This window comes from Rhodanobacter sp. AS-Z3 (assembly GCF_029224025.1).
Classification (GTDB): Bacteria; Pseudomonadota; Gammaproteobacteria; order Xanthomonadales; family Rhodanobacteraceae; genus Rhodanobacter.
In genome coordinates this window covers 2,714,027-2,739,121 of record NZ_CP119392.1, presented here as the reverse complement: position 1 = coordinate 2,739,121, position 25,095 = coordinate 2,714,027, and the positions used below count along the sequence as shown (strand labels likewise).

General features: G+C 63.6%; 24 protein-coding genes. 19 read left to right on the top strand and 5 right to left on the bottom strand.

The features are described from left to right. The first annotated feature begins 13 nt into the window (after positions 1–13). From rpoE to recO, 9 genes are all read left to right on the top strand, one after another. On the top strand, positions 14–625 hold the full coding sequence (gene rpoE, locus PY254_RS12150) for an RNA polymerase sigma factor RpoE (protein ID WP_281012306.1): 612 nt from the start codon (positions 14–16) through the stop codon (positions 623–625). Between the two features lie 9 nt (positions 626–634). After that, positions 635–1,318, top strand: coding sequence for a sigma-E factor negative regulatory protein (locus PY254_RS12145; protein ID WP_281012305.1), 684 nt, complete (start codon positions 635–637; stop codon positions 1,316–1,318). A 189-nt stretch (positions 1,319–1,507) separates the two neighbouring features. Then, positions 1,508–2,968 carry a Do family serine endopeptidase gene (locus PY254_RS12140; RefSeq protein ID WP_281012304.1) on the top strand — a complete coding sequence of 487 codons (1,461 nt, stop codon included), beginning with the start codon at positions 1,508–1,510 and terminating at the stop codon, positions 2,966–2,968. 177 nt (positions 2,969–3,145) lie between these two features. Beyond that, complete coding sequence (gene lepA, locus PY254_RS12135) at positions 3,146–4,939, top strand: translation elongation factor 4 (RefSeq protein ID WP_281012303.1); 1,794 nt, start codon at positions 3,146–3,148, stop codon at positions 4,937–4,939. 102 nt (positions 4,940–5,041) lie between these two features. Further along, a complete protein-coding gene (gene lepB / locus PY254_RS12130; RefSeq protein ID WP_281012302.1) occupies positions 5,042–5,938 on the top strand; it encodes a signal peptidase I in 897 nt (298 codons plus the stop codon). 178 nt (positions 5,939–6,116) lie between these two features. Then, the gene (locus tag PY254_RS12125) at positions 6,117–6,500 is read left to right on the top strand and encodes a DUF4845 domain-containing protein (protein WP_281012301.1); all 384 of its coding nucleotides are present in this window, start codon (positions 6,117–6,119) and stop codon (positions 6,498–6,500) included. Between the two features lie 3 nt (positions 6,501–6,503). Then, on the top strand, positions 6,504–7,163 hold the full coding sequence (gene rnc / locus PY254_RS12120; RefSeq protein WP_281012300.1) for a ribonuclease III: 660 nt from the start codon (positions 6,504–6,506) through the stop codon (positions 7,161–7,163). A 146-nt stretch (positions 7,164–7,309) separates the two neighbouring features. Beyond that, the gene (gene era, locus PY254_RS12115; RefSeq protein ID WP_281012299.1) at positions 7,310–8,242 is read left to right on the top strand and encodes a GTPase Era; all 933 of its coding nucleotides are present in this window, start codon (positions 7,310–7,312) and stop codon (positions 8,240–8,242) included. 275 nt (positions 8,243–8,517) lie between these two features. Then, the gene (gene recO / locus PY254_RS12110; RefSeq protein WP_281012298.1) at positions 8,518–9,264 is read left to right on the top strand and encodes a DNA repair protein RecO; all 747 of its coding nucleotides are present in this window, start codon (positions 8,518–8,520) and stop codon (positions 9,262–9,264) included. A gap of 99 nt (positions 9,265–9,363) precedes the next feature. On the opposite strand, the gene PY254_RS12105 is transcribed toward recO, so the two are convergent. Further along, complete coding sequence (locus PY254_RS12105; RefSeq protein WP_281012297.1) at positions 9,364–10,101, bottom strand: response regulator; 738 nt, start codon at positions 10,099–10,101, stop codon at positions 9,364–9,366. A gap of 45 nt (positions 10,102–10,146) precedes the next feature. Here PY254_RS12105 and PY254_RS12100 point away from each other — a divergent pair, with 45 nt between their 5' ends. The 8 genes from PY254_RS12100 (at position 10,147) to PY254_RS12065 (ending at position 17,606) form a co-directional block, all read left to right on the top strand. After that, the gene (locus PY254_RS12100) at positions 10,147–12,168 is read left to right on the top strand and encodes a translocation/assembly module TamB domain-containing protein (protein WP_281012296.1); all 2,022 of its coding nucleotides are present in this window, start codon (positions 10,147–10,149) and stop codon (positions 12,166–12,168) included. Between the two features lie 47 nt (positions 12,169–12,215). Then, positions 12,216–12,815, top strand: coding sequence for a YdbL family probable chaperone protein (locus tag PY254_RS12095; protein ID WP_281012295.1), 600 nt, complete (start codon positions 12,216–12,218; stop codon positions 12,813–12,815). Positions 12,816–12,892: 77 nt separating this feature from the next. Continuing rightward, positions 12,893–14,233 (top strand): 23S rRNA (uracil(1939)-C(5))-methyltransferase RlmD, encoded by a 1,341-nt coding sequence (gene rlmD, locus PY254_RS12090; RefSeq protein ID WP_281012294.1) that lies wholly within the window; start codon positions 12,893–12,895, stop codon positions 14,231–14,233. A gap of 6 nt (positions 14,234–14,239) precedes the next feature. Beyond that, a complete protein-coding gene (locus PY254_RS12085) occupies positions 14,240–14,761 on the top strand; it encodes a CYTH domain-containing protein (RefSeq protein ID WP_281012293.1) in 522 nt (173 codons plus the stop codon). After that, complete coding sequence (gene nagZ, locus PY254_RS12080; RefSeq protein ID WP_281012292.1) at positions 14,755–15,771, top strand: beta-N-acetylhexosaminidase; 1,017 nt, start codon at positions 14,755–14,757, stop codon at positions 15,769–15,771. The genes PY254_RS12085 and nagZ overlap by 7 nt, the downstream gene beginning before the upstream one ends. Continuing rightward, positions 15,768–16,331, top strand: a complete 564-nt coding sequence (locus PY254_RS12075; protein ID WP_281012291.1) for a hypoxanthine-guanine phosphoribosyltransferase — start codon at positions 15,768–15,770, stop codon at positions 16,329–16,331. The genes nagZ and PY254_RS12075 overlap by 4 nt, the downstream gene beginning before the upstream one ends. A 155-nt stretch (positions 16,332–16,486) precedes the next feature. Next, complete coding sequence (locus PY254_RS12070; protein ID WP_281012290.1) at positions 16,487–17,248, top strand: S-methyl-5'-thioinosine phosphorylase; 762 nt, start codon at positions 16,487–16,489, stop codon at positions 17,246–17,248. A gap of 154 nt (positions 17,249–17,402) precedes the next feature. After that, positions 17,403–17,606, top strand: a complete 204-nt coding sequence (locus PY254_RS12065) for a cold-shock protein (protein ID WP_007805352.1) — start codon at positions 17,403–17,405, stop codon at positions 17,604–17,606. 79 nt (positions 17,607–17,685) lie between these two features. Here PY254_RS12065 and pdeM read toward each other — a convergent pair whose 3' ends face one another. From pdeM to PY254_RS12045, 4 genes are read right to left on the bottom strand one after another with little or no spacing between them, the layout of a single operon-like run. Then, positions 17,686–18,348, bottom strand: a complete 663-nt coding sequence (gene pdeM / locus PY254_RS12060; protein WP_281012289.1) for a ligase-associated DNA damage response endonuclease PdeM — start codon at positions 18,346–18,348, stop codon at positions 17,686–17,688. Further along, complete coding sequence (locus tag PY254_RS12055; RefSeq protein WP_281012288.1) at positions 18,345–20,789, bottom strand: ligase-associated DNA damage response DEXH box helicase; 2,445 nt, start codon at positions 20,787–20,789, stop codon at positions 18,345–18,347. The genes pdeM and PY254_RS12055 overlap by 4 nt, the downstream gene beginning before the upstream one ends. Continuing rightward, positions 20,746–22,341: an ATP-dependent DNA ligase gene (locus tag PY254_RS12050; protein WP_281012287.1), complete on the bottom strand. Its 1,596-nt coding sequence runs from the start codon at positions 22,339–22,341 to the stop codon at positions 20,746–20,748. Before PY254_RS12050 ends, PY254_RS12055 begins: the two co-directional genes overlap by 44 nt. Beyond that, positions 22,341–23,348, bottom strand: a complete 1,008-nt coding sequence (locus PY254_RS12045) for a ligase-associated DNA damage response exonuclease (RefSeq protein WP_281012286.1) — start codon at positions 23,346–23,348, stop codon at positions 22,341–22,343. The genes PY254_RS12050 and PY254_RS12045 overlap by 1 nt, the downstream gene beginning before the upstream one ends. 135 nt (positions 23,349–23,483) lie before the next feature. On the opposite strand from PY254_RS12045, the gene fabV reads away from it, so the two are divergent. Together fabV and PY254_RS12035 are read left to right on the top strand one after the other, a co-directional pair. Continuing rightward, positions 23,484–24,686, top strand: a complete 1,203-nt coding sequence (gene fabV, locus PY254_RS12040) for an enoyl-ACP reductase FabV (RefSeq protein ID WP_281012285.1) — start codon at positions 23,484–23,486, stop codon at positions 24,684–24,686. Between the two features lie 103 nt (positions 24,687–24,789). Then, a complete protein-coding gene (locus PY254_RS12035) occupies positions 24,790–25,041 on the top strand; it encodes a type II toxin-antitoxin system RelE/ParE family toxin (RefSeq protein ID WP_281012284.1) in 252 nt (83 codons plus the stop codon). Positions 25,042–25,095: the final 54 nt, after the last annotated feature.

Sequence of the window (25,095 nt, the reverse complement as noted above, 5' to 3'; positions counted from 1 at the left end):
GCTCCCGCAGCGGATGACGGCATTGACGACGGATACGGCCCGGTTGGGCGAAAATGAACTGGATCGCGCGCTGGTCGAGCGTGTGCAGCAGGGAGACAAGCGCGCCTTCGATCTGTTGGTGCGCAAATACCAGCACAAGCTGATCGGGTTGGTTTCTCGTTATGTGCGTACCCATGCCGAGTGCGAGGACATCGCACAGGAATCTTTCATTCGTGCATGGCGTGCGATCGGCTCGTTCCGTGGCGACAGCGCGTTTTATACGTGGCTATACAAAATTGCGGTGAACACGGCGAAGAATCATCTGGTGGCGCTGGGGCGGCGGCCCCCTTCGGGCGATATTGACGCCGACGACGCCGAATTCATGGCAGGCGCCGAACGCATGCACGACAGTGCCACGCCGGAGCGCGAGTTGATGCGTCAGGAAATTGAACAATCCGTGTATTCCACTGTCCAAGCACTGCCCGAAGAGCTGCGGACCGCCATTACGCTGCGTGAAGTGGATGGCCTCAGCTACGATGAAATTGCCGAAGCGATGGGCTGCCCGATCGGTACGGTGCGTTCGCGCATCTTCCGGGCGCGCGAGGCAATTGACGAGAAGCTGCGGCCACTTTTGTCGGACCGCTGAGGATCAGACATGAAACAGGCAGGCATGAATCAGAACACACGAGAGAATCTCTCTGCAGGCATCGATGGCGAGTTGTCGAAGGAGCAGCTGCGATTCCTGCTGCGCAGCCTCGATCACGATGCCTCCTTGCAGCAGGACTGGGCTCGTTACCACACCGCCCGCGACAGCTTGCGTCATGAGTTGCCGGCGCTGGCCAGTAGCGGTTTTGCTGCGCGGGTGATGCTTGCCATTGAACAGGAGCCGGTAGTTACCGGCATGGCGCCAGCCCGACACCGTCACTGGTTGCGCTGGTCTGCCGGTGGCGCTATCGCTGCCAGCGTTGCTGCAGCAGCGTTGATGGTGGCGCAACCCCGTGCAGACACCAGCAGTCTTGATCAGGTGGCTGCTTCTACCAGCGTGCAGCAGACTCAGGCGGTTGCCGGCGTTGCGCCTGCGAGTCAGCCCGTCGCGCCGGCCGCCGTACCGCCGTGGCTCAGCGGAAATTCCGCTGGGCTGCTCAGTCAGCAAGCCTCCGCCACTCTGGGCTCGCCGTTCGATCAGAGTCAGCCCGTCTATGCGCGACGATTGTCGGGTTACCCGTCGATGCCGCGTTATCGTACGTTGGAAAACAACGACGGAAGCTACCTGTTGCTGCTCGATCCGCAACAGCGCGTGCCCGCGCGGTTGCCGGGAACTTCTGCCGTCGCGCAATAGTTGCGGGTCGGCGGGTAGTTTCCGCAGACGGGTCTTGGCTTGCAGCATGACCGGCTCCTCCGCGAGCCGCAGTATCGGTGTGAGCTGATCCCTCTGCGATCGCTCGGTTTACCGTCTGCCTGTCACCCAAGCCATTCCAGGACCATTTTTTGGCGGCCTGCAAGGCCGCAGTCAATCCGAGGAGGAGCCATGAATCATTCCATTCTGCGCCGTGTGGCGTGTTGTGCCCTGTTGGTCGTCGCCAGTACTGGCGGTGTGCAGGCGCAGACCCCGACCAGCGCGACGCTACCGGATTTCACCGGCATCGTGCAGAAGAACGCGCCGGCTGTGGTCCACGTGGAGGCGAAGTACACGGGCGAGTCATCCCCCGGCAGCCGCCGGATGATGCCGGGTCAGCCGCCATCAAACGACCCGCAGGCGGAAATATTTCGTCGCTTCTTCGGCATGCCGATGATGCCGTCGCCGCAGCAGCAGAAGCACACCTCGCTGGGTTCGGGTTTCATCATCTCCCATGATGGCTACATTCTCACCAACAACCACGTGGTCGACCATGCCGACCAGGTGACCGTGCGCCTGCAGGACCGGCGTACCCTGACCGCGAAGGTCGTCGGTACCGACCCGACCTATGACATTGCCCTGCTCAAGGTCGATGCCGGCAGCGATCTTCCGGCGGTAGATCTGGGTGACTCGCGCAACCTGAAACCGGGTCAGTGGGTGCTGGCGATTGGTTCGCCGTTCGGCTTCGATTACACCGTGACCCAGGGCATCGTCAGTGCGGTTGGGCGCAACCTGGGCCAGCGTGACCAGCCGTATACCTCGTTCATTCAGACCGACGTGCCGATCAATCGCGGCAATTCCGGTGGCCCGCTGTTCGACCTGCAAGGCCGCGTGGTCGGCGTCAATTCGCAGATCTACTCCAACACCGGCGACTATCTCGGTGTGTCGTTCTCGATCCCGATCGATGTGGCGATGAGTGCCGTGCAGCAGCTCAAAACCAAGGGCTATGTCTCGCGCGGCATGTTGGGTGTGACCATGCAGCCGGTCGATGACGACATCATCAAGGCGTTCAAGCTTGACAATGGCACCGGTGCTGCAGTGGTCGATGTAACGCCGGACAGCGGTGCGGCCAAGGCCGGCATCCAGCCTGGTGACATCATTCTCAGCTACAACAACCAGCCGTTGCTGCAGGCGTCGGACCTGCCGCCGCTGGTCGGCATGACCAAGCCGGGCAGCACGGTGCCGGTGGAAATCCTGCGCAACGGCAAGAAGCAGACGCTTCAGGTCGCCATCAGCGAAGCCACGCGCGATCGCAATGCGGTCAACAACGTTGCGGCGGGCTCGTCGGCCAGCAAGGCTGGTTCGGCAGCACTGGGCTTGTCGGTGCAGTCGATCGACAGCGACACGCGCAGCCAACTGGGGCTGAAATCGGGGCAGGGCGTGGTTATTGCTGACATCACTGGCCCGGTGGCGGCGCAGGCCGGTCTGCAGGCGGGTGACGTGATCACCATGGTGAATCAGCAGAAAGTGGGCAGCGTGGCTGAGTTCGAGGCGGCCACGAAGGGCGTCAAGGCGGGCAGTACGGTGTTGTTGCTGGTGCGTCGTGGTGAGCAGAGCAACTTTGTCGGACTGACGGTACCGGCGGGTCGTTGAGCTAGCTCAGGCATTGAGCTGGCGCCGTCGCTCCTGCCCGGTAGCGACGGCGCCAGCCCGGATCGCCTGATCAGCACAATCCCATGCGATAATGCCGGGTTAGCGTCGCCTCTTGGCGGCGTCGCCGTGCCATCGCACGGCGCCAGCCCCAGCCCGAACACAGGCCGTCAGCGTTCCATGGAATTGATCCGCAACTTCTCCATCATTGCCCATATCGATCACGGCAAGTCGACTCTCGCTGATCGCATCATCCAGATCTGTGGTGGCTTGGCCGACCGCGAGATGGAAGCGCAGGTACTGGACACCAACCCGATCGAGCGAGAGCGTGGCATCACCATCAAGGCACAGTCGGTATCCCTGCCGTACACCGCGCGCGACGGCAAGACCTATCAGTTGAACTTCATCGACACGCCTGGCCACGTTGACTTTTCCTACGAGGTCAGCCGCTCGCTGGCGGCCTGCGAGGGCGCGTTGTTGGTGGTTGACGCGGCGCAAGGCGTCGAAGCACAGTCCGTGGCGAACTGCTACACCGCCGTGGAGATGGGCCTGGAAGTGGTGCCCGTGCTCAACAAGATTGACCTGCCTACGGCCGACGTCGAGAAAGTGAAGCTCGAGATCGAGGCGGTGATTGGCGTCGATGCGACGGATGCGGTGGCAATCAGCGCGAAGACCGGGCTGAACGTGATCGAAGTGCTGGAAGCGATCGTCGCCCGCATTCCGCCGCCGAAACCGCGCGACACCGACAAGCTGCAGGCGCTGATCATCGACTCCTGGTTCGACAACTACCTGGGCGTGGTGTCGCTGGTGCGCGTGATGCAGGGTGAAATCAAACCTGGCGACAAGCTGCTGGTGATGTCCACCGGCCGCACGCATGAAGTCGGCGACGTTGGCGTATTCACACCCAAGCGCAAGAAGCTGGACAAGCTGGGTGCGGGTGAAGTGGGCTGGATCAATGCGTCGATCAAGGACGTCCATGGTGCACCGGTCGGCGATACGCTGACCCACGCCGGCAAACCGGCCGACAAGGCGTTGCCGGGTTTTCAACACATGCAGCCGCGGGTGTTCGCCGGTTTGTTTCCGATCTCGTCGGATGATTATCCGGCGATGCGCGAGGCACTGGACAAGCTGCGCCTGAACGACGCGGCGCTGTTCTTCGAGCCGGAATCATCCGAGGCGATGGGCTTTGGCTTTCGTTGCGGCTTCCTCGGCATGCTGCACATGGAAATCGTGCAGGAGCGACTGGAACGCGAATACGACCTGGATCTGATCACCACTGCACCGACCGTGGTGTACGAGATCCTGAAAAGCGATGGAACCACCATGCTGCTGGACAACCCGGCCAAGTTGCCGACCAATACCAGCCTGGTGCAGGAAATCCGCGAGCCCATCATCATTGCCAACATCCTCACGCCACCGGACTACATCGGCAACGTGATCACCTTGTGCGAGGAAAAGCGCGGCGTACAGCGCTCGATCCAGTATCTGGCCAGCCAGGTGCAGATCAGCTACGAAATGCCGCTGGCTGAAGTGGTGATGGATTTCTTCGACCGATTGAAGTCGGTGTCGCGTGGCTATGCCTCGATGGACTATCACTTCGACCGTTTCGAGGCCGGCCCGTTCGTGCGTACCGACGTTCTGATCAACGGCGATCGGGTCGATGCGCTCAGCCTGATCGTGCACCGCAGCCATGCCGACCGTCGCGGCCGCGATCTGGTCGAGCGGATGAAGGATCTGATTCCGCGGCAGCAGTTTGATGTGGCCATCCAGGCTGCGATCGGCGCGCAGATCATCGCGCGTTCAACTGTGAAGGCGTTGCGCAAAAATGTGCTCGCCAAGTGCTACGGTGGCGACGTCAGCCGCAAGAAGAAGTTGCTGGAAAAGCAGAAGGAAGGCAAGAAACGCATGAAGCAGGTGGGTCGGGTGGAAATCCCGCAGGAAGCCTTTCTTGCCGTTCTCAGGGTGGACAAATAGTTTTGGCCGGGTCCGCTGGATCGTGGTTCGGGACGCGCAGCCTCTGGCTTTCGCGTGCCCTGAACCCCGAATCCCGAAGCCCGGCTCTCAATGGAGCCGCACATGGATTTTGATTTCTCGGCGATTCTGCTTGGTCTCACCGTGGTGTTCGGTGTGATCTGGGGGCTGGACCGCCTGTTCCTGTACAAGCAGCGCAAGGCGCGACTGGACGCGGCGGGCAGCGAATATCACGACCCGGTGGTGGTGGACTGGTCGCGTTCGCTGTTCCCGGTAGTGCTGGTGGTGTTGCTGCTGCGCTCGTTCGTGGCCGAACCGTTTCGCATTCCGTCTGGTTCGATGATGCCGACGCTGGATGTGGGTGACTTCATCCTGGTCAACAAGTTTGCCTATGGCCTGCGCCTGCCGGCCTTCAACAACAAAGTGATCAGCCTGGGTGAACCGAAGCGCGGCGACGTGGTGGTGTTCCGCTTCCCCGGTTATCTGTGCCCGGTTGACGGCAAGCTGGTGCGCAGCGGCGACATGAGCTGCAACGACCCAAATGCTCCGGTGCCGTCGCAGAACTGGATCAAGCGCGTGATCGGCCTGCCGGGCGACACCATTGATGTGCATGGCGACGAACTGCTGGTCAATGGCGAACGCGTCACCGCGGACCGCATCGGTCCTTATGTGGGTAATCCGCAGCGCACGGTCGACCAGATCATGTTGAACATGGGCGCTACGGTGTGGACCGAACATCTGGGCTCGGTGAACCACATGATCGCGCGCATGCCGGCGTACAACACGCCGAACTCCATCCCGAACGACCGGGTCCCGTCCAAGGTTCCTGCAGGGTGTTATCTGGTCATGGGTGACAATCGCAACGACAGTCTGGACGGCCGCTGGTGGGGTTGCATGCCGGAACAGAACCTGGCCGGGAAGGCTTTCCTGATCTGGATGAGCTGGAAAGGTTGGGGCACCGGTGGCGTGGACTTCTCCCGAATCGGTACGGTCATCCATTGAGCGGGCTTGCCTGGGCAGGCTGGCAGGTCGGGGCATGTTCGGATCCACGGGTCGCACAGATAATCGCCAACAGTGCGAGAATCCACAGGCATAATCGGCACGGCGGCTCAGCTGCCCGTTGCGCAGTCGCATCATTCACCAGCAAAACCAGCCGCAAAGTCGGCATAGCGAGGGGACTATGAAATCGAAGCAGTCGGGTGTAACCCTGATCGGGTTCCTGTTCATTCTGGGAATAGTCGCTTTCTTTGCCTACATGGCGATGAAACTGGTCCCTTCGTATTCCGAATACATGGGTGTGGTCAAGGCGATGGATCAACTGGCCAGCGAAGGCACAACGGGCAAGTCGCTGGACGAGGTACGTCGCGACTTGTTGCGCAAGATGGACTTCCAGTACGTGGACGATGCCGTGGTTCGTCCCGAGGACATCACGATCAAGAAGAATGCCGGGGGCGCCAGCGATCTGCAGGTGGCTTACGACAAGGATATTCCGTTCATGTACAACATCGACTTCCTGCTGCATTTCGAGAAAAGCATTCCACTCAAGGGCAATGTGGGTGAGTGACTTTTGGATCTGAATTACCGTTTCCGGGACCCTGCGCTGGCCGAGCTGGCGCTGACCCATCGCAGCATGGGCAAGCCCAATAACGAGCGACTGGAATTCCTCGGTGACGCGCTGTTGGGCGCGATCATCGCCGAGATGTTGTATGAGGTGCATCCCAAGGCCAGCGAAGGCGAGCTGTCACGCTTGCGTGCACAATTGGTCAACGGCCAGGCGCTGGCGGTGGTGGCGCGAGAGCTGGAGCTGGGTGATGGCCTCAAACTGGGCACGGGTGAATTGAAAAGCGGCGGGTTCCGGCGCGAATCGATCCTTGCCGACGCCTTCGAGGCGACCCTCGCGGCAGTTTTTCTGGACGGTGGCTTCGATGCGTGTCGCGCCACCGTGCGCGGATTGTTCGCCGAGCGTATTGCCGCCTTGCATCGTTCGTCCAAGGACGCCAAGACGCGGCTGCAGGAATGGCTGCAGGCCAAGGGGCTGCCGTTGCCGCAGTACGAACTGGTGGCCAGCCGCGGCGAGGACCACGCCAAGACGTTCGATGTCACCTGCACCATAGTTGAGCCGGTGGCGTTCGTCGCCGAGGCGCATGGCGGCAGCCGGCGAGCAGCCGAACAGGACGCCGCCGAGATCGTGCTGAACCAGTTACTGGAACAACAGCGCCCCGCCTGAATTCGTGGTTCCGTTGTGCACGGGACGCTGACCCGACCTGGCCTGGCCTGGTGCCGGGACACCCGCGCCGTCTGCAACGTGCCACTTGCGGCAAAGCACTACACTTGCCACCTGATTTGCCATTCGACTTGCCGAGTACCTCAGTCATGAAGCACCCACTGGATTCTGCCGATGGCAGCCTGCCGCACGACGATTTTCGCTGTGGCACCGTCGCGCTCGCCGGACGCCCCAACGTCGGCAAGTCGACCCTGCTCAACGCGCTGATCGGTTTTCGCCTGTCGATCATCAGCCCGCGGCCGCAGACCACCCGCCATCGCATCCTGGGTATCAATACCAATGATGCGGGGCAGATCATGTACGTCGACACGCCCGGACTGCATCGCGGCGCCAAGCGTGCGATGAATCGCAGCCTGAACCGTGCGGCGCGTTCAGCGATCAGCGACGTGGACTTGGTGGTGCAGGTGATCGAAGCCGGGCGCTTCACCGATGAAGACGAGGCACTTTACGCCGCGCTGGTCGAGCAGTCCTCGCCGCGCCTGCTGGTGATCAACAAGGTCGACCTCAACAAGGACAAGACGGTGATGCTGCCGTTCGTCACCGAGCTGGTGGCCAAGCACAGCTATGACGAAATCCATTACATCAGTGCGCTGAAAAAGCAGGGTCTGAAAGAACTGGAACAGGCGATTCTGAAGCGCCTGCCGGTGGGTCCGCCGGTGTTCGGCCAAGATGAGGTCACCGATCGCAGCGAGCGCTTCCTGGCCGCCGAAATGGTCCGCGAGCAGCTGATGCTGCGGCTGGACCAGGAGCTGCCCTATGCCACCACGGTGGAGATCGAGCAGTTCACCGATCGTCCCGACGGCATTGCCGAAATCCACGCCATCATCTGGGTCGAACGGGATGGCCAGAAAGCCATCGTGATCGGCAACGGTGGCGTCCAGCTCAAGGCCATCGGCAGCAACGCCCGCCGCCACATGGAGCGCATGTTCGAGCGCAAGGTGTTCCTGAAGTTGTGGGTGAAGGTGCGCGAAGGCTGGGTCGATGACGAGAATATGCTCAAGAAATTCGGATATACGGATTGAGGGCAGCCAACAGGGGACAGGGAACAGGGAACGGGTAACGTATAGTCCGGGTTGTGCTGAGCTTGCTGGCTCAGTGGAATTAATCAAGGTGAGATCACGCATTTTTGCTTGCGTGATGACCCCAGCCCTCTATGCTCTTCCCCGTTCCCCGTTCCCCGTTCCCCGTTCCCCGTTCCCCGTTCCCCGTTCCCCGTTCCCCGTTCCCCGTTCCCCGTTCCCCGTTCCCCGTTCCCCGTTCCCCGTTCCCCGTTCCCGGTTCCCCGTTCCCCTGACTCATGCGCATCGAACAGCAACCTGCTTATGTGCTGCATGCGCGTCCCTACCGCGAGACGTCGCTGCTGCTGGAATGCCTGAGCCGCGAACATGGCCGGCTTGGCGTGGTGGCGCGTGGGGTGCGCGGTGAACGTTCTCGGCTGCGTCGGGCCCAACTGGAGCCGTTCCAGGCGCTGAGCGTGGACTTGCTGCTACGTGGCGAGATGGCCACGCTGACCGCAGTCGAGTCGGTGGGCACGCCGGCGCGGCTGACCGGTGACGCCGGTCTGGCCGGGCTCTATCTCAACGAACTGGTGGTGCGCCTGACTGCGCGTCAGGATGGCTCTCCACCACTATTCGATGCGTATGCGCTGACCGTGCAACGGCTGGCCCTGGGCGAGTCGCTGGGCTGGACCCTGCGGCGTTTCGAGCGCGATCTGCTGGAGACCACCGGTTACGGTCTGCAGCTGCAGTTCGACGCCGCATCCGGCGAGCTGCTGGACCCCGAATCAAGCTATCGATACGAGGTCGAGCAGGGTGCCACGCGCTGCCCCGCGAGCAGTCCGCATGCAATTCGCGGCAGCGATCTGCTGGCACTGGAGGCCGATGTCCTGCCCGACGCCTACGGATTGAAAGCCCTGCGTGACATGATTCGCGGGGTGATCCGTTTTCACCTGGGCGGCGGAGAATTGCGGGCCTGGCGGGTGTTGGCCATGGCGGTGTCGCGCAGCCAGCCTTCGCGCAATCCGTCACCGAACCAGTCTGACTGATCGCAGGCGTACACGGCGGATGGCGGCATGGCGCAAGGCCGTGTAGTTGGCAGAAGGTACCCAATCAGCGGCCGGCCGCGGCGTCGATCCGCCGAAAAGCTAAGCGTCCAATGCCTGCAAGGTAGCCAGCAGGGCGCGCCGAAACCGGGTGAGAGCGGCGCTGCCGCCGACGGCTTGCTGCAGTTGTTGCTGCAACAACACAGTCTGCCGTGACAGCGCGCGGGCACCGCAGAACCCGCAGGACGAACGCAAACGGTGCAGGCGCTCGCTGAGGGCATGGGGGTCCCGGCTCAACGTATCCAGCTCTCGCTGCAACAAGGCCAGTTCTTCGCGCAGCAGCAGTCGCAAGGCGCGCATGGTGCCAACGTCACCGGTGGTATTCAAAGCGGCCTGGTCATCCAGCACGCTGGCATTGCGGTGTTCCGTCGGCACCAGCGCCAGCACTGTGCGCAATTCGGTCAGTCCACAGGGTTTGAGCAGTACTTCGCTGAAGCCGGCGTCCAGCAGCGACTGGCGCATCCCTGCCGCCAGCTCCGCGCTGGTGGCCACGGCCATGCTGTCGGCGGAGCACGCCTGCACGTCGGCGCGCAAGGTTTGCAAGATTTGCAGGGCACCGGCGCCGGGCATGCGGCAGTCCAGCAGCAACAGATCGAAAGACTCGCTGGTCGCGCGTTGCAGCGCCGCGCTGCCGTCCAAGCAGGCCTCCACCTCGGCTCCCATCGAACTCAGGCCATCGCGGAGAAAGCGGCAACTGCCAGGGTCGTCATCGGCAACGAGTACGCGTGGGCGAGGCATGGAGACGGGCTCGAAAGCGGTGTTGGCAAGACGGCTGCTCATGACGAATTCCTTTTCGTTCAGCTTGATTTGGCAGAATGGCCCTACATGCGTCCGACTTCAAGCCATCTGTTGATCTGTTGTTGCCTGCTGTTCGGCATCGGTCGGGCAGCACCCGCGCGCGCGGATGTGCTGCTGACCGCCAAGTCGATCTCGGTTCCGGGTGTTCGGCTGCAGGCGGCAAGCCTGCGTATCGGCAGCGACGCGGCAGGTGGAATCAGCGTGCAATTGCGCGCCGCGCAGGCGGACATCCCGGCGATGGGCTGGCAGCACCTTGGGCTGACTCTGGATGGCCGCGTGCAGCGTGATGAACGACTTCGCTGGACCCTGGACGGCAAGTTGCGCCTCGCAGGCGCGCCCGGCGGAGCACTCAGCGACGCGCAGGTGAATGTGCAGATCAGTAGTGAGGCAAACACCTTGCTGATCGATATCCAGCAGGGCAAGGCAAATGCGAATGCCTGGTTGCCGCTGGACCAGCCCACCCATGCGCAGATCAGCGTGGAGAACCTTCCGGCGGGCTGGTTGCGGGGGCTGCTGGGCACCGTGTGGTCGGGGCGACCGACAGCCGGGCGACTGAAAGCCGAGTTGGCGCTGGATTTGCGTGATCGGGGCGTGCAATCGTCGGGGCAGTTCACCCTGGCTGACACCGGCTTCGACACCCCGTCCGGCACGCTGGCGGCTCAGGGACTGGCCGGCAACGGACGTTTCAGTCTCGACACCACCGGCCGCGTCGCCAGCATCGACCTGGACGCCAGCCTGCGTGGGGGCGAACTGTTGCTGGGGCCGCTCTACGCCAAGCTGCCCGATCATCCGGTGCAACTGGGCTTGCACGCCGATGCGCAAAACGGCGCCATCGAACTCAGTCGCCTGCGCATCAATGATGCCGACGCCTTGCAACTCTACGGTGCGATGGCGTTCGATGCGAAGGGTGAGTTGAAAACCCTGCGGCTGGATCATCTGCGCGCGGATTTCCCGGCAGCCTATCAGCGCTACGGCCAGGCCTGGTTGGCAACGCTGGGGTTGCGTGACATGCACATCGCGGGGCGTCTGAATGCGAGCCTCGATTTGCGAGCGGACGGTCCGCGCAGTTTCAGTTTCGACGCGGCCGGCTTGAGCCTGGCTGATGCGGACGGGCGAGTAGCCATTGACGATCTGCAAGGCGGCCTGGACTGGACGTTGGAAGGCGATCAACCCGCCACCACGCTGGGTTGGCATACCCTGCAGTTCTACCGGATATCAAATGGGGCAGCCACTTCACACTGGCAGAGTCGCGCCGGCACCTTGAGTCTCCAGCAAACGTTGCGAGTGCCGGTGTTGCAGGGGCAATTGCAAGTGGGTCAACTCGACTGGCGCCCGGCGGCCGCCCAAGGCCAGCGGCTGGCGGCCTCGATGGTGCTGACCGGCATCGATATGGCCAGCTTCAGCAAGGCGATGGGGTGGCCGGCATTTCCGGGCACTCTGGGCGGAGCTATCCCTTCGCTGCGCTGGGTCGATGATCGCTTCGAACTGGCCGGTGGTCTGTCCGCCAACCTGTTTGGCGGCTTCGTCGACATCACCCGTCTTTCGTTGCAGCAACCGTTCGGCCCGACGCCGGTGCTGACCGGGGACATCGCGTTGAAGCAGTTGGACCTTGGCGCGATCACCAGCGTGTTCGACTTCGGCAGCATCAGTGGGCCGCTGGACGGCTTCATCAACGACTTGCGCCTGGTCAACTGGAATCCGGTGGCCTTCAACGCCAGCCTGCTGGCCGACGGCGGCGGCCGGATCAGCCAACGCGCGGTGAACAACCTCACCTCGGTGGGCGGCGGCGGAATTGCCGCCGGCCTGCAGGGCGCCGTACTGAAATTGTTCAAGACGTTTGGTTACAAACGGATCGGCCTGAACTGCCGGCTGCACGGTACGGTTTGCCAGATGGGCGGGCTGGATAGCAGCGACGATGGCTACACTATCGTCGAAGGCAGTGGTTTGCCGCGACTGCAAGTGATTGGCCACCTGACCCAGGTCGATTGGCCAACTCTGGTCAAGCGCTTGCAGGACGCCATTCACGGAGAGACTCCGCAAGTTCGTTGAGCGAACGGCGGATTGGCAACAACCCTCATCAACTACTGGAGCTCATCATGCGCAAACTCCTCTACGTCATTCTGACCGCCCTGGCCATGGCGTTGGTCGGTTGCGTCACGATCAACGTCTACTTCCCCGAAGCGGCAGCGCAGAAGGCGGCCGACAAGTTCATCGGCAATGTGCTGGATCAGGCGACTCCTGCGACTCCAGCGCCGAAGAACCCGAAGCCGGAAGCCGCTGTCACGCAGCCGTCGGCGATGCTGCTGGACCTGCTGATACCGGCAGCACACGCCGGTGACGTGCCGAATATCCAGATCCAGACCGCAGCTGCCGAAGCGATTCGTGCGCGCATGCATGGCCGTTTCCAGGGTGCGCTGGGCGATCTGCTGGACAGTGGCGCGGCCGGCTTCACCCACGACGGCATGGTCGCCATGCGTGATGCGGCCAAGGTGCCGCTGAGCGCCCGCGCGCAGGCCAATGCCACGATTGCCGACGAAAATCGCGATCGCAACGCGCTGTACCGCGAAATCGCCAACGCCAACAACCACCCCGAGTGGGAATCGCAGATCCGTGGCACCTTCGCCAAAACGTGGATCGAGAAGGCGCGTGCGGGCTGGTACTACCAGAATGCCGGCGGTGCGTGGCAGAAAAAATGAGCCGGGCAGGGCGTCACGGGGCGTGATGCGGGCTGATCTGGGATAATCGTCTGCCAGCCATCAGCCAACGCGAACCCATGTCCCGATCCAACTCCGTGTCGCCCAAGCCGTTCGAGGCTCACATCACCGACCTCGGCCATGATGGCCGCGGCGTGGCGCGGATCGACGGCAAGACGGTTTTTGTCAGCGGCGGCCTGCTCGGCGAGACGGTGATGGCGAAACTGCGCAAGCGTCATCGCCATTTCGACGAGGCCGAAGTGGTCGAGGTGATCACCGCCTCGCCGCACCGGGTCGAGCCGCTGTGCCAGCACTTCGCGCTGTGCAGCGGCTGCTCATTGCAGCATCTGGATGCGCCCTCGCAGATCGCCGCCAAGCAACGCGTGCTGGCCGAAAATTTCGAGCGCATCGGCAAGGTCACGTCAGGCTCGTGGCTACCGCCGCTCACCGCCGAGCCGTGGGGTTATCGTCGCAAGGGCCGGCTGTCCGTTCGCAATGTGGCGAAGAAAGGCAGCGTGCTGGTCGGCTTTCGCGAAGAGCAGAACCCGCGCTTCGTCACGCCGATCCAGCGCTGTGAAGTCATGCATCCGTCACTCGGCCCCAAGGTCGGCCTGCTGGCCGAGTTGATCGCCACGATGGATGCGGCCGACACGATTCCGCAGATCGAGTTCGCTGCCGGCGACGACCTGATGGCGCTGGTGTTTCGTCACATGCAGCCGCTGAGCGAGCGTGATCAGGCGGAACTGCTTGCCTTCGGCCAGCAGCACGGTTTCGCGATCTACCTGCAACCTGGCAGCGTCAGCAGCGTGCATCCGCTATGGCCGGAGAGCCCGCGGCTGGCGTTCCGCATTGCCAGCGACGACGCCCGTTTTGCCGATGTGGAACTGGAATTCCAGCCACTGGATTTTGTGCAGGTCAACGCCGGCATGAACCAGTTGATGATGGCGCGGGCGATGGAACTGCTTGATCCGCAGCCCACCGATCGTGTGCTCGACTTGTTCTGTGGCCTCGGCAACTTCACCCTGCCGATCGCCCGCCGTGTCGCCGAAGTGGTTGGCGTGGAAGGTGAGCATGGCTTGGTCGAACGCGCTGCCGAAAACGCCGCGCGCAACGGTATCGACAACGCGAAGTTCCATGTTGCCAACCTGTTCGAAGACCAGCGCCACACCGACTGGGCGCGGCAGCCGTGGGACAAGCTGTTGCTCGATCCTCCGCGCGCGGGCGCCGACAAGGTGCTGGACTACCTGCCGCACAAGCAGACCAAACGCATCGTGTACGTTTCCTGCCATCCCGCCTCGCTGGCGCGCGACGCCGGCATCCTGGTCAACCAGCACGGCTTCAAACTCGTCTCGGCCGGTGTGATGGACATGTTTCCGCACACCGCGCACGTCGAGTCGATTGCCTTGTTCGAACGCGGGTAAGTCAGTATGGGTATCGAAATCGAACGGAAATTTCTGTTGGCCGATGACAGTTGGCGCGCAAACGTCGAACACAGCGAGGCGATGGCACAAGGTTATCTGGTCGGCGCACAGGCGCTGCGCGAGGGCCAGGCGCGCGCTTCGGTGCGGGCCCGTCTGGCCGGTGACAAGGCCTGGTTGAACATCAAGGCTGCCACGCCGGGCATCGCGCGCACCGAGTTTGACTATCCCGTGCCGGTGGCCGATGTGCGGGTCATGTTGGCGAGCCTGTGTGACGGTGTGCTGGAGAAAGTCCGTCACCATGTCCGCGTCGACGGCGTGCTGTTCGAGATTGATGAGTTCAACGGCGACAACGGCGGCCTGATCGTGGCCGAGGTCGAGTTGCCGGCGGTTGACGCGCCATTCCCTCGTCCGCCGTGGCTGGGCCGCGAAGTAAGCGCGCTGACGCGCTACTACAACGTCAACCTGATCACGCACCCGTACCGGCAATGGTCGCCGGCTGAGCGCGCTGCCGAGGATGCCGCATGTTGATGATCGGCGTGGCTGGGCTGGCACTGGCCGAACACGAGAAACCCTGGCTGCGCGCTTCATGTGTCGCTGGCGTGTTGCTGTTCGCGCGAAACTACCAGTCGCGTGAACAACTGATCGCCTTGTGCGATTCGATCCGTGAAGTCGGTGGCGATCATCTGCTGATTGCGGTCGATCAGGAAGGCGGTCCGGTGCAGCGCTTCCGTGACGGCTTCACGCGCCTGCCGCCGCTGGCGGCCATCGGTGCCGTGTACCAGCGCGATGCCAACGAAGCGATCCGCCTCGCCGAGGAACACGCCTGGGTGATGGCCAGCGAGCTGCGCGCCAGCGGTGTGGATTTCAGTTTTGCACCGGTGGTTGATCTTGCGCGCGGCAATGCGGCGATCGGCTTGCGCGCGTTCCACGCCGATCCGGCGATCGCCGCCGAGCTGGGCCAGGCCTATGTGCGCGGCATGCACCTGGGCGGCATGGCTGCGGTGCTCAAACATTTTCCGGGACACGGCTCGGTGGTTGGCGATACACACAAGGTGGCGGCGATCGACCCACGCAGCCTGGAACAGATTCGCCACGACGACCTGCGCCCGTTTGCCGAGTGCATCGAGGCACGCGTCGAGGCGGTGATGATGGCGCACGTTACCTATCCCGCGGTGGACAGCCAGCCAGCCGGCTATTCGAACATCTGGATCGAACAGATCCTGCGCGGCGAGCTGGGCTTCACCGGCGCGGTGATCAGCGACGACATCAGCATGGCGGCCGCCGGTGCCGCCGGCAGCGTGGGTGAGCGGGTGAGGGCGCACCTGGATGCCGGTTGTGATCTGGTGCTGGCCTGCTTCCCCGACGTGGTCGAGGCAGCGATTGCCGCGATGCCTGCCGACGCTGGCACGATGCCTCTTTCACTCGCCGCTCTGCGCGGCACCCTCGGCCCGAGCTGGGCCGGCCTTACCGACAACCCGCAGCGCGATCGCTTCGTGGCGCGCATCACGGCCTTGCACGCCGACCAAGGAAACGCATGAACACTTCCACTCCCGCTTTGAGCGATGCACTGGCTCAGTCCGACCTGTTGTTCGATAGCAAGACGCTGGCGCCGGTGATTGCCGACATGGGCAAACGCATCGATGCCGCACTGAACGGCGAGCGCGCGGTGTTCCTCACCGTGATGAACGGCGCGCTGATCTTCGCCGGCCAGCTCGCGCTGGCGATCCGCACCGATCTGGAATTCGACTACGTGCATGCCACCCGCTACCGCGGGGAAACCACCGGCAGCGAACTGCACTGGTTGCGCGAGCCGATCGTGTCATTGACCGATCGCGTGGTGCTCTTGGTTGATGACATCCTCGACGAAGGCCACACGCTGAAGGAAGTTCGCGAGGACTGCTACAAACGCGGCGCGAAGAAAGTATTGATCGCCAGCCTGTGCACCAAGCAGCACGACCGGCTGGTGGAAGGCATCGCCTCGGACTTCAACGGCGTCGAGCTGCCGGACCGCTTCGTGTTCGGCTACGGCATGGACTACTACGAGCAAGGCCGCAACTTGCCGGGCATCTACGCGTTGAAAGAAGCCAACACCTTGTAGAAACGCCCCGTACGCGATGCGTTTTGTAGGGCGGGCGTGGGCCCGCCGCTGTTGAGCGCAAGCACCATTGAAAGTGCGGCGGGCCGTGCCCGCCCTACGAATGCAGAGCCTCGCGAACACCGTTTTAGTCCACCACCCGAAGACGGATCACTCTGATGTCCCATCTTGAGCCAACTTCCATCGACCTGGCCGTCATCGGCGGCAGCGGCCTGTACAACTTTCCGGGGCTGGAGAACGCCGAGCGGTACACGGTAGACACACCATACGGCCCGGCCTCCGGCGACATCGTGATTGGTGACTTCGTCGGCAAGCGCATCGCCTTCCTCGCCCGCCATGGCGAAAGCCACACGCTGCCGCCGCATCGGGTCAACTACCGAGCCAACGTGTGGGCGCTGCACAGCCTGGGCGCGCGCCGGGTGATCGGCGTCAATGCCGTCGGTGGTATTCGCGGCGACATGGGTCCGCAGGTGATTGTGGTGCCCGATCAATTGGTCGACTACACCCACGGACGCTTCACCAGCTTCTGCGATGTCGACGGCGCCGAGGTGAAGCACATCGACTTCAGCGAGCCGTATACCGAGTCGTTGCGTCAGCAGTTGCTGGAAGCGGCGCACGCAGCCAACGTTGGGGTCATCGGTAGCGGCTGCTACGGTGCCACTCAGGGGCCGCGACTGGAAACACGCGCCGAGATCGCCCGCATGAAGCGCGACGGCTGCGACCTGGTCGGCATGACCGGCATGCCCGAGGCTGTGCTGGCACGGGAGCTGGGGTTGGATTATGCCTGCCTGGCACTGGTGGCAAACTTCGCCGCCGGCTGCGGTGACGAGGCGGAAATCAGCATCGAGGAAATCTTCGCCCATCTCGCTGCCGCCACCGCTGAAGTGCCGCGCATTCTGGGCAAGTTGCTGCAGCTCTGAGAACCATCGGCGGAGTTGTTGCACTCACACGACATATTCGTATTGCAATTGGTCTTCACATCTTGCTATTTTCCCCGCGGTCAGGGCGGCCAACCGGGGGATGAACCGCGTAAAAACCTGGCGTACTCACTCCATGTATCCAGAGGTTCTCGCAATGAGTTTTGGTACGGTCAAGTGGTTCAACGATGCCAAGGGGTTCGGGTTCATCGCACCCGAGGATGGCAGTGCGGACGTGTTCGTCCATTTTTCGGCGATCAATACCAAGGGCTTCCGCAGCCTGCAGGAAGGTCAGCGCGTGCAGTTCGAAGTCACCCAGGGGCCCAAGGGTGCCCAGGCGTCGGCGGTTGAAGCTGCCTGATCTGTCTGATTAAGCCTTGCCAAGCACGATTGAAAACCCCGCATCCTGTGCGGGGTTTTTTTTATGCGGTCGCTGCAATTCATTCACGCCGGCTGGCGGCGCCCAACGGCAGCAACCCGCCGGGCGTGACCGCCACGATTCGTTCGCCTGGCTGCACTGGCGTCTCGTGCAGACCGGTCAGCGTTCCGAACGAGGGCAGCAACCCAGCATCGTCTGCAAACCGGAAGGCGGGCACGCGATGGCGTCGCCAGCCGTCGCGCAAGGTCGTGCCAGGGTGCACGTGGCCGGCCAACACATAGCTTCCAGCGACGGCACCCGGCTCGTGGCGCAGCAGGAACGGTGGCATGGCCAGTGCGTCGCCGACCATTTCGAAACCCAGCCGTCGAGTGTCGAAATGGCGGTCGTGATTGCCGGCAATCAAGCGCATGTCGACGTCGGCATGACGCTGTCGCCACGCGCTGACCTGACCGATCCACGGTGCATCCCGCGGCGCTGTTCCGTGCACCAGATCGCCCAACACGATCAGTTGGGCAGGCTGGTAGTGAGCGATCAGGTCATCGAGACGACCAAGGTCAGCCAAGGTTTGTCCGGTAGGCACGGTGATCCCGGCACGGCGAAGAACCGCGCCCTTGCCGAAATGCACGTCGGCTACCAGCAGGCATTTCGCGTGGCGCCAATATGCTGCGCGCTCTGCGTGCAATTCCAGCGATTCCCCAGCGATCTCCAGGCGCATCTCATTCATCGGTTGGTTGCCTTTTCCAGACTGGCTAACATCCGCTCGACGCGACTCTTCCAGTCATCCGCATGCACCCCGCCGCGCAAGCGTTCCACCCACAGGGGAAACGCGAGCGGGCTCAGTCGGGGTGTTTCCACCCACAACAGCCGATGGCGCGCGCAGCGAATCAGGCAGTCGCGCAGGCGGGCGTAGTCCAGCTGCTGGTCCAGCACCTCGCGTTCCGCCTGCCACAGCAGCGGATGATCGGGATCATGCCGGCGCAGCACGTCGAACAGCAGGCCGCTGGATACCTGCAGCTGGCGCAGCGTCTTGCCGCTGCCGGGGTAGCCGTTGAAGACCAGCCCGGCCACGCGCGCCACCTCGCGAAACTGCCGCCGTGCCAGTTCGGTGAGGTTGATGCTGGCGCGAATGTCACGCCGCAGCTGCCACGGATGCAGCAGCTGGCGCATCGCAGCGGCATCGAGCGGTGGCAACTTGCGGGCGGTGATCGCCAGACCGTAATCGTTGATGGCGTAGCCGTAATCGGCTTTGGCCAGCTGCGAAAGCCGATAGCCGAGTACGGCGGCCAGGCCTTCATGTGCCAGCCGCCCGGCGAACGGATAGACGAACAGATACTCGCCCTCGCGCGTGTGGCAGCGTTCGATCAGCAGCTCGTCTTCGGCCGGTACCCGCGATTGTTGTCGCTGGATCGCCAGCAACGGCTGCAGTGCGCGCATCTCCGCCTCCGGTGCATCGACATCGGCAAGGGTGCGCCGCAGTTCGGCAGAGAGTTCGCCGGACAGCGGCAGCCGCCCGCCCATCCAGCGCGGCACGCCGCCTTGACGGTTGGATGCCTTGCGTACGTAGGCAGTCATGTCCTTCACGCGCACCAGTTCCAGGTTGCGACCGGCGAACAGGAAGCGATCGCCCGGGCGCAGCCGTGATACGAAGCTCTCTTCCACCGCGCCCAGTCGGGCGCCTTTCAGGTAGCGCACCTGCAGGCTGCCGTCGGCGGTGATGGTGCCGATGGACAAGCGGTGCAGTCGCGCCACTCGACTGCTTTCGACGACGTAGCGGCCGCCCGCGTCGCGTTGCAGTTTTTGATATTCCGGGTAGCCGGCCAGGGCCGTGCCGCCGTGTTGCAGATACGCCAGTACCGCATCGAACTGCGCTCGCGGCAGTTGCGCGTAGGCACGCGTGTTGGCGATTTCCGCATAGGCCTGGTCAGCCTCGAAACCGCCACCGAGCGCACGCGTCAGCAGGTGCTGCGCAAGCACGTCCAGGCAGCCACGCAGCGGCCGGCGCGGTTCCAGATGATGTTTTGCCAGCGCACGCCGCGCGGCGGCAATTTCGGCCAGTTCCAGCAGATGGGTTGGTACGCACAGGATTTTCGACGGCAGACCGGGCGCATGACCGCTGCGACCGGCACGCTGCAGCAGTCGCGCCACGCCCTTGGGACTGCCGATCTGGATCACCCGATCCACACTCGAAAAGTCCACGCCCAGATCAAGGCTGGAGGTGGCCACCACGCAGCGCAGCGTGCCCTGGCGCAAACCTTCTTCGGTGGCGAAGCGCAGCTTGGGATCGATCGAGCCGTGGTGGATCGCCAATGTTTCCGGTGCTTCGGGCCACACCGAGGCCAGCGCTTCGTGCCACAGCTCGGCCTGCGAACGGGTGTTGGCGAACACCAGCGCCGAGCGTACTTTCAGCACCGCTTTCAAGACGCGCGCCAGTTGCTTCAGACCGAGATGACCCGCCCACGGAAAGCGTTCGCCTTCATCGGGCAGGGCGGTTTCGATCTGCACGCGCTTGTTGGCGCCGCCACCAATCAGTACGCCTTCACCAGCCAGCGTAGCCAGCGCCTCATCGAGATTGCCCAGCGTGGCCGACAGGCCCCAAATACGTACCTCGGGCTGCAGCGCACGCAAGCGAGACAGACCGAGCTGCAGCAAGGTGCCACGCTTGTTGCCGATCAATTCGTGCCATTCATCCACCACCACGCCACGCAGGTGCCGGAAGCGTTCGGCTGCGTCGGGGTAGCTGAGCAGCAGGGCCAGGCTTTCCGGCGTGGTCACCAGCAACTCGCAGTCACCGCGACGCAGCTTCGCGCGCTCGCTGCTGCTGCTGTCGCCGGTGCGGCGCAGCACCCGCCACGGCAGTTCCATCGCTTCCACCGCGGTGGCGAGGTGCTGTGCGGTATCCGTGGCCAGCGAGCGCAGCGGGGTGATCCACAGCAACTGCAGCCCGCGTTGCGGCCGCAGCACGGCATCAATCAGCGGACCACCAACGGCAGCCAACGTCTTGCCGGTGCCGGTGGGTGCGTGGATCAAGCCGTTCTGGCCGTCCGCCCACGCCCGCCATGCCGCACGCTGGAAAGCCGCCGGCTTGCGCTCGAGCGTGGCGAACCACGCGCGCAGGCGGGCCTCAGCCCGATGCCAGGCGGCGGAGGTCGTCGAGCTTGTCGGCATCGCCGATTCCCTTGTCGGTACGCCAGCGCACGATGCGCGGAAAGCGCACCGCCACGCCAGACTTGTGGCGGCCGGACAGCTGCACCGCCTCGAACGCCAGTTCAAATACGTGCACCGGTTCCACCGCGCGCACCGGGCCGAAGCGCTCGGTGGTGTGCGCGCGGATCCAGCGGTCGAGCTTGCCGATCTCCTCGTCGTCCAGTCCGGAATACGCCTTGGCCACCGTCACCAGTGCTTCGCCGTCCCACACGCCGAAACTGTAATCGGTGAACAGCCCGCTGCGCCGACCATGCCCCGGCTGTGCATACAGCAGCACCGCATCCAGCGTGTGCGGATCGACCTTCCACTTCCACCAGTCGCCGCGCTTGCGACCCACACGATACGGAGAGTCCAGCCGTTTCAGCATCAAGCCCTCGGTTTGCCGCACGCGCGACTGCTCACGCTCGCTGGTCAGCGCGGACCACGAGTCGCTGGTGATCGCCGGCGACAGGATCAGGCTCGGATCAGTAGACGTCAGCAGACGGGCGAGCAGGGCGCGGCGCGCGTGCAACGGTTGCTCGCGCAAATCAATGCCTTCGTGCTCCAGCACGTCGTAGGCCATGAAACGTACCGGCGCATCGGCCAGTAGCTTGGGGCCGGGCTTCAGCTTGCCGATGCGCCTTTGCAGCGCAGTGAACACCAGCGGGATCTGGGCCACTGCATCCCACGCCAGCACTTCGCCATCCAGCACCGCTTGCGCCGGCAGCGAAAATGCCGCGCGTTCGATCTCGGGGAAACGGCCGTCCAGACGTTCTTCGCCACGCGACCACAAATCCACACTGTCGCCGCGGCGCATCAGTTGCGCGCGAATGCCATCCCATTTCCATTCCGCCAGCCACTCGTCGCGCTCGCCCAGCGTGTGCACTTCGTGCTCCAGGGGTGAGGCGAGGAAGAACGGGTAGGGCCGGTCGGCCAGATGCTCGTCTTCGCCGGGTGGCTGGGCCAGCGCGTTCAACGCATCGGCGGAAGGGCGCCAGTCCCCGCTCATGCGATGGGCGATCAGGTCGGTAGGTTGGCCGGACCAATGGGCGATTGCCTGCACCACCAGCTTGTGCGACACGCCCACGCGTAGCGAACCGGTGATCAGTTTGTTGAGCAGAAACACCTGCGCCGGCAGCAGCGCTGCCCACCACGCCTGTAGCCGCTTGATGCGCGCGTCACTCGCCAGCCGCCCCAGTTCGGGCAGGCGTTCCTCCATCCAGTTTTGCAGCGGCACCGCGGACAGTTTGCCGTCGCCGGCCGGCAGCATCAGCGCGATCGTCTCGGCCAAGTCGCCCACCTGTTCGTAGCTTTCGTCGATCAGCCAGTCCGCGTAGCCGGTTGCCTCGGCCAGCGCCTGGCGTAGCTCGCCGGATTTCGCCAACCGGCGCAGCTTGCCGCCGCCCAACACGTAGGCCGCCCACGCCGCATCCGCTGGCGGTGCGTGGCGCAGATACGTCACGATCGCCTCGCGTTTGGCCAGCGTGGAGCTGGTTCGATCCAGCTCGGCATAGAGGGCCGCGAAGCGACGCATCAGCCGCCGCTCTCGGCGTCGGTCCCGCGCAGCACGCGCAGTGCCACTGCGTCGTGGCCCTGGTCGCGCAGATGCCGGATCAAGGTCTCGCCGTCGCCGTGGGTGACATAGATACGGCTGGCCTGGCTTTCCTCGATGCTGCGCAGCAGTCCCGGCCAGTCGGCGTGGTCGGACACCACGAAACCGCGGTCATAGCCGCGACGGCGGCGGTTGCCGCGTATCTGCATCCAGCCCGAGGCGAATCCGGTCGAGGCTTTGGCGAAGCGCTTCATCCACGGCGAGCCCGCGGCCGAGGGCGGCGCCATGATCAGTTCGCCGGCAAAGTCACGGCCGTGCGCGGACTCGCTCACCGGTTCGGTCGGCACCATCACCACGCCCGCCTCGCGGTAGCTTTCGACCAGGCGCAGCATCGCGCCGTGCAGATGCACCGTGCGACCGGTGCGCCGGGCCAGCTCGGCCAGAATCCGCTGCGCCTTGCCCAGTGCGTAGCAGAACAGCACCGCGGGTATCTTCCTTCGTGCGCAGTCGTCACACCATGCCAGCAGCTCGTCGATCACCTGATCCATCGGTGGCCAGCGATACACCGGCAGGCCGAACGTGGATTCGGTGACGAACACATCGCATGGCACTGCCTCGAATGGAGTACAGGTGGGGTCGGGCTCACGCTTGTAGTCACCGGAAACCACCACCACCCGACCGGCGTACTCCATGCGCACCTGAGCCGAGCCGAGCACATGGCCGGCGGGATGCAGCGACACCGTCACCGCGCCCATCGCAAATGGCTCGCCGTAGGCATGGGCGTCAATGGCTGCTGCCGCCCCCAACCGCTCGCGCATCAGCCCCAGGCCAGCCGCCGCCACCTGATAGCGGCTACTGCCTGAGCGCGCGTGGTCGCCATGCGCATGCGTCACCACCGCCTGCGCCACCGGCAGCAAGGGGTCGATGAAGAAGTCGCCGACGGGACAATACAGTCCCTCAGGTCGTGGCTGGAGCAAGGGGTCGGACATCCGCGAATGCTACGGGTGCAAACGTCAAAGCCACGATAAGGCGCGCAGCCGGCGACCGACCTGACCCTACGGCAGCGCATGGCCGTCCGGCATGGCTAAAATGACGGATTGCCGAACCTTCGCAGGAGTTACCGAGTGATCATCAAGCCCAAAGTCCGCGGATTCATCTGCATTACCGCCCACCCGGTCGGCTGCGAGCGCAACGTGCTCGACCAGATCGCCATCACCAAGGCTGCCGGGCACGACCCGTCGAAGGGTCCGAAGCGCGTGCTGGTGATTGGCGCCTCCACCGGCTACGGCCTGGCCTCGCGCATCACTGCGGCGTTCGGCTACGGCGCGGCCACGCTGGGCGTGTTCTTCGAAAAGCCGAGCACCCACGAGAAGACCGGCACCGCCGGCTGGTACAACTCCGCCGCATTCGACAAGGCGGCCAAGCAGGCCGGCCTGTACAGCAAGTCGATCAACGCCGACGCGTTCTCGCACGAGACCCGCGCCAAGGCGATCGAGATCATCAAGAACGAAATGGGCGGCCCGATCGATCTGGTCGTCTATTCGCTGGCCTCACCCGTGCGCAAGCTGCCGGACACCGGCGAAGTGGTGCGTTCGGCGCTGAAGACCATCGGCGAACCGTTCCACAACACCTCGGTCGACACCAACAAGGACACCGTCATCGACGCTACCGTCGAGCCGGCCACCGAGCAGGAAATCAAGGACACCGTCACCGTGATGGGCGGCGAAGACTGGGCGCTGTGGATCGACGCGCTGAGCGCCGCTGGCGTACTGGCTGACCACGCCAAGACCATTGCCTACAGCTACATCGGCACCGAAATCACCTGGCCGATGTACTGGCACGGCACGCTGGGCCAGGCCAAGCAGCATCTGGACAACACTGCTGCACAATTGCGCAGCCGTCACCCGGGACTGCAAGCCTACGTCGGCGTGATGAAATCCGTCGTCACCCAGGCCAGCGCCGCGATTCCGGTGATCCCGCTGTACGTGTCGATCGCCTTCAAGGTCATGAAGGAGAAGGGCATCCACGAGAATCCGATCGAGCAGGCGAATCGGTTGTTCCACGATCGGCTGTATCGGGCTGATGGCGCGGTGCCGGCGACCGATGACGAAGGGCGCTTGCGCCTGGACGATTGGGAGTTGCGCGAGGACGTGCAGGAGCCGTGTCAGACGCTGTGGCCGACGGTTACTACCGAAAACCTGCGCGAGGTCACTGACTACGCCGGGTACAAGCACGAGTTTTTGAAGCTGTTCGGGTTTGACCGGGAGGACGTGGATTACGAGGCGGATGTTGAGGCGGATCGGCGGTTTGATTGTTTGGAGGGGTGAACTGCGGCTGTAGTAGTACATAAAAAGCCACCCGCACCCGCTTCGTGCAAGTCGCGACATATACGCCATTGACGCATATACGTCATTGGCGTAATGTGCGCTCATGATCTTTGTTGAAACACCACTATTCACCCGTCAGATCAAGTTGCTGCTAAGCGACGATGACTATGGAACGTTTCAACGAACGCTGGCCGACAATCCCCAGGCAGGTGATGTCATTCCAGGTACAGGTGGTCTGCGCAAAGTGAGGGTCGCCGCGAAAGGCCACGGCAAGAGCGGTGGTGCACGGGTGATCTACTACCACTTTAATTTCCGCCTCACGCATCGGCCTGTTGTTCGTCTATCCCAAGAATGAACAGGTCAACCTGACGCCAGCACAGAAAGTGGTACTCCGAAAAGTCGTCGAGCA